The following is a 4,356-nucleotide window of genomic DNA, read 5'->3' as shown; positions in this document are numbered from 1 at the left end:
GGCCTCGGCGGCCGGGCGGTCGGGTCCGCCATCGGCCGCGGCGGCGGCGATCGCGGCCCAGAAGGCGTCCTCGGCGGCGGCGAAGGCGGCGCGATCCTCGCGCGTCGCGAGGCGGCCATCGGCGAAGAGCCGCCGGTCGCGCAGCGTGTCGTGGTCCAGCATCTCGGTGCCCAGCGCCCGGGCGAGCGGTGTCAGCGGGTTGTCATCGGCCTGGTGCAGCCAGGAGGCGCCGTGGTCGAAGGGCAGGCCGAGGGAGGCGCTTTCCGTGAAGGCCCGCCCGCCGAGGCGAGGGCCCCCTTCCAGCACCAGGCAGGACCGCCCGCGCGCGGAGAGGGTGCGCGCCGCGGCGATGCCGGCGCAGCCGGCGCCGATGACGAGCACGTCTGGATCGGAAGGGAACATCGCCGCATCATGCCGCGACACGGCCAGGGGATGAACCATGCTGCAAGCGCCGCCCGCCGAACCCGGCATGCGCGAGGACGAGGTCGATACGCCGGCGCTGCTGGTCGACCTCGATGCCTTCGAGCACAACCTCGACACCATGGCGGCGCTGCTGGCGCCGACGGGTGCGAAACTGCGCGCGCACGCCAAGACGCACAAATCCGCCGTGGTCGCGAAGCTGCAGATGGCGCGTGGTGCTGTCGGGCAATGCGTGCAGAAGGTGGCGGAGGCGGAAGCCCTGGCCTGGGGCGGCATCCCGGACGTGCTGGTGACGAACCAGGTGGTCAGCCCGCGGAAGCTCGCGCGGCTCGCCGCGCTCGCGCGCATCTGCAAGGTCGGGCTGTGCGTCGATGACGCGTCCCAGGTCGTGATGGCGGAACAGGCGGCGGAAGCGGCCGGCGTGCGGCTGCCCGTGCTGGTCGAGATCGATGTCGGCATGGGCCGCGCGGGGGTGGAGCACGGGCCGGCGGCGGTCGCACTCGCGGAACGCATCGCGACGAGCCGCCACCTGATGTTCGGCGGGCTGCAGGCCTATCACGGCAGCGCGCAGCACATGCGCACGCCGGAACAGCGCGCGGGCGCGATCGCGGAGGCCGCGGCCCGGTCGCGGCGGACGGTGGAACAGCTGAAGCAGCGCGGGCTTGATTGCCCGATCGTCGGCGGCGCGGGCACCGGCACCTTCCGGCACGAGGCGGCGAGCGGCGTCTATACGGAAATCCAGGCCGGGTCCTACGCTTTCATGGATGTGGACTACGCGAAGAACGACGACGCGCCGCCCTTCCGCCACGCGCTGTTCGTGCTGTCGCAGGTGATGAGCCGCGCGACGCCGGGCGTCGCGGTGGTGGATTGCGGGCACAAGGGTGTGGCGGTGGATTCCGGCATGCCGGGCGTGTGGGAACGGCCGGGGCTGCGCTACGCCGGGGCGTCGGACGAGCACGGCAAGATCATGATCGAGGACGGCGCGCCGCCGGCGCTGGGGGAGAAGCTGCGCCTGGTGCCGGGGCATTGCGACCCGACGGTCGATCGCTACGACTGGTATGTGGGCGTGCGGAAGGGGCGGGTGGAGTGCCTGTGGCCGATCGCGGCGCGGGGTGGGATGGCGTGAGGGAGTAGGCGGTCGCTGCCGTGGCGCCGCGTGCGGTGCGGCGGCCGCGGCGCGCGCTGGGTTACGCCTCCCGAACTTTCTGCACGCGAAAGCCCTTCAGCCCCGTCTTCTCGACCGCGGCGAGGAACGCGTCCGAGACGAAGAGTTCACCTCCCCCGAAGTACGCATCCACCCACAGGTGTCGGCCCGCGATCACCGCCCGCGCGACGCACAGGTCGTCGACGGTGCGCAGCACCTCGTTCAGGGTCTTGCGGCGCTGTCCCTGCTTGCCAATGCATTCCTCAGGCAGCAGCGAGTTGATGCGCACCAGCGGGTTCATGATGAAGTACTGGCCCGGCGCGACTTCCCGCCCGTCAAGCCGCTCGATCGGCTTGCCGTTGGGCCTGCGGATCATGATAGGGAAGAACTGGTGCAGCCCAGGCTCAAAAGCTTCCACCACCTCCCGGAATTCTGCTGAGACGCCCCATCGGGCCACGACCGGCAGAAAGTCGGCGAGCGTCTTCTGTCGTGATGTGAGCCAGAACTCGGTCTTCACATCAGCCGGGTCGAAGCGGATGCCCATGTTGCCGAAGTCCATACCGAGCCAGCGGCATCGCTCATAGGCTGCGTCGGTGAGCACACCAGCGCCCGGCCCCTCCTTCGGTGCCCCGCGGACGTCCGGCGAAAATCGCGGATTGTGTGAGAATGCGATGATCGCTGCCATCGGGTCCGCAACTACGAAACCGAAAGCGGCGCGGAGACGTCCACCTGGCAGGTCGGCGTCCCGCGACGCTCGCCGAACTGCACGACGATGCGCTGTGTCGGCGTCTGGCCAACGGCATCGCCGTCTCGGATGACAGGCAGCGCCGTCTTCACTGACTCGCCCACACGATCCTGTGCATCCACGCGATCTCCGGCAGTTCGAAACTGTAGGAGGGATGCGCGGGGTTGAGGCTCGCGAGTTCGATGCGCTTGGCCGATTGGCGGCGCAGTTCCTTCGCCATCACCTCCCCCTTCGCGGTGCGCACCACCACGCGGTCGCCGCGGCGCACGGGGGCGGCGGGGGAGACGACGACGACATCGCCGTCGCGGAACACCGGCTCCATGCTCTCGCCCGAGATCTCGAGCGCATAGGCGTTGGGGTCGCCGATCTCGGGGAGGGAAATCTCGTCCCAGGACCCGCCGACCGGATAGCCGCCATCGTCGAAGTATCCCTCGCCGCCCGCCTGGGCGAGGCCGATGAGGGGGACGCGCCGGCCCGCCCCGCCGCGCGCGCCGCCGCGCGGCAGCGCCGGCATGCCCGAGACCAGGCTGGCGAAATCGTCGATGCTGCGCCCGACCGCGTCGAGCACCTTCGCGACGCTCTCGGTGGAGGGCCAGCGCGCGCGGCCATCGGCGCCGATTCGCTTCGAAGGGTTGAAGGCGGTGGGATCGAGCCCGGCCTTGCGGGCGAGGCCCGAGGCGGAGAGCCCGTGCTCGGCCGCGAGGGCGTCGAGGGCGCGCCAGATGTCGTCGTGCCGCATGGGCCGGGCAAAGCCTCCATTCCGGGGGCCAAGGACGCGAATCCAGATATCGCGCCTGCCCTGGGGAACATATCCTAGGTCTGGTGTCGGATTGCAATAGGCGGAATTTCCCTTTTCGGCTTGCCGGACACAACCGGAACGATTATTGTTCTTGTATTGTTCACCAACAAGGCGAGCCCCCATGCGCCCCAGCCCCCGCACCGCCCACGCCCCCAGCTTCGCCAGCATCGCCGCGGCGGAACCGTTCCGCTCCGCCGAGGAAGCCTGGTTCTGGACCATGGCTGCCCTCATCGCGCGGCGCGACGGCGCGCGCATCGTCGCCGGCAAGGGCGACAAGGTGCGCCCCTGCGAACCGGACGACGTGATCAAGTGCCTCGACCGTCTGTACCGCCAGCGCCGCATCGACCTGATCCATGCGCGCGTGCTGCGCGTCTGGGGCGAACGCGGCGTCGCCCCCGACCCGCGGCACCTGTCCGAACGCGCCGACGCGGCGCAGTGGCGCGTCGCACTCGCGCGGCTCGAATGGCCGCTGCGGGTCAAGGGAATCGTGCTGTGAGCCCGAGGATCGGCTCGTTGCGCGACGCGCCGCAGCAGGTCTGGATCGCCTTCGGCGGCGCGGCGGACCAGGCCTGGCTCTGGCCGCTCGCGAAGGGGTTCCGGCACTGCTTCGCGGCCCTGCGCGACGACGCCGGCTGGACGGTGGTGGAACCGGTCTCGGGCCGACTGCTCGCGCTGCGCGTCAACGCGCCGGCGGAGTACGACCTTCCGGGGCTCTATCGTCGCGCCGGCCTTGCCGTGCTCGGTCCCTTCGCGCCCGCGCCGGCGCGCGCCACGCGCCTGCCGCCGCTGTCCCCCTTCACCTGCGTCGCGGTCTGCCGCGCGCTGCTGGGTCCTGGCGCGCCCTTCGCGCTGACGCCGCGCGGGCTGTATCGCGCACTTCAGAAAAATAGGAAAAATATCTTGACATCTGCTCCCGCCTGACCTATCTCTCCCCTTGCCAAGGGGCGAGCTGCGCCCGGAGGCCTTCCTCCCGTTCCCAGGACCGACTTCCGCGGGCCCGCCCCCCACCAGGGGCGGGCCCGCGGCTTTTTCGGCACCCCACGACCGGGTCCCGACACCCCAGCAGAGGAGCCGCGCGCGCATGGGTGGCCTGTTCCGCGCCCCGAAGCCTGTCGTCATCGCCCCCGCCGCTGCGCCGGCGGACCCGGCACCTGCCCCGGCGGAAGCCGCCGAGGAACGTGCGGCCGCCGGCCGCGCCGAATCCCGCGCCCGCGCCCGGCGCGGCCTGCCGGGCACGGTCCGGGGACC

Annotated in this window: 6 protein-coding genes; 3 read left to right on the top strand and 3 right to left on the bottom strand. The window is 71.3% G+C overall.

Annotation, left to right across the window (positions count from 1 at the left end):
- The coding region (locus HW577_RS21460) for an FAD-dependent oxidoreductase (protein ID WP_198378158.1) at positions 1–402 on the bottom strand (402 nt) is incomplete at its 3' end.
- 37 nt (positions 403–439) lie between these two features.
- Here HW577_RS21460 and HW577_RS21455 point away from each other — a divergent pair.
- Complete coding sequence (locus HW577_RS21455) at positions 440–1,546, top strand: DSD1 family PLP-dependent enzyme (protein ID WP_198378157.1); 1,107 nt, start codon at positions 440–442, stop codon at positions 1,544–1,546.
- 61 nt (positions 1,547–1,607) lie between these two features.
- Here the strand turns inward: HW577_RS21455 and HW577_RS21450 are convergent, their stop codons facing one another.
- Positions 1,608–2,249: an imm11 family protein gene (locus HW577_RS21450; RefSeq protein ID WP_198378156.1), complete on the bottom strand. Its 642-nt coding sequence runs from the start codon at positions 2,247–2,249 to the stop codon at positions 1,608–1,610.
- 148 nt (positions 2,250–2,397) lie between these two features.
- Positions 2,398–3,048: a S24 family peptidase gene (locus tag HW577_RS21445; RefSeq protein ID WP_198378155.1), complete on the bottom strand. Its 651-nt coding sequence runs from the start codon at positions 3,046–3,048 to the stop codon at positions 2,398–2,400.
- Positions 3,049–3,229: 181 nt separating this feature from the next.
- Between HW577_RS21445 and HW577_RS21440 the strand changes: the two genes are divergently transcribed.
- Together HW577_RS21440 and HW577_RS21435 are read left to right on the top strand one after the other, a co-directional pair.
- On the top strand, positions 3,230–3,604 hold the full coding sequence (locus HW577_RS21440; RefSeq protein ID WP_198378154.1) for a hypothetical protein: 375 nt from the start codon (positions 3,230–3,232) through the stop codon (positions 3,602–3,604).
- The gene (locus tag HW577_RS21435; protein ID WP_332837776.1) at positions 3,601–4,029 is read left to right on the top strand and encodes a hypothetical protein; all 429 of its coding nucleotides are present in this window, start codon (positions 3,601–3,603) and stop codon (positions 4,027–4,029) included. The genes HW577_RS21440 and HW577_RS21435 overlap by 4 nt, the downstream gene beginning before the upstream one ends.
- Positions 4,030–4,356: the final 327 nt, after the last annotated feature.

This window comes from Neoroseomonas rubea (assembly GCF_016106015.1).
GTDB classification, from domain to species: domain Bacteria; phylum Pseudomonadota; class Alphaproteobacteria; order Acetobacterales; family Acetobacteraceae; genus Neoroseomonas; species Neoroseomonas rubea.
Note: the sequence above shows the minus strand (reverse complement) of the source record. Positions and strands in the feature narration are given on the sequence as shown.

Coding starts and splice junctions, on each gene's coding strand:
- HW577_RS21450 (WP_198378156.1), bottom strand. CDS start 2,249: ATGGCAGCGATCATCGCATTCTCACACAATCCGCGATTTTCGCCGGAC.
- HW577_RS21445 (WP_198378155.1), bottom strand. CDS start 3,048: ATGCGGCACGACGACATCTGGCGCGCCCTCGACGCCCTCGCGGCCGAG.
- HW577_RS21440 (WP_198378154.1), top strand. CDS start 3,230: ATGCGCCCCAGCCCCCGCACCGCCCACGCCCCCAGCTTCGCCAGCATC.
- HW577_RS21455 (WP_198378157.1), top strand. CDS start 440: ATGCTGCAAGCGCCGCCCGCCGAACCCGGCATGCGCGAGGACGAGGTC.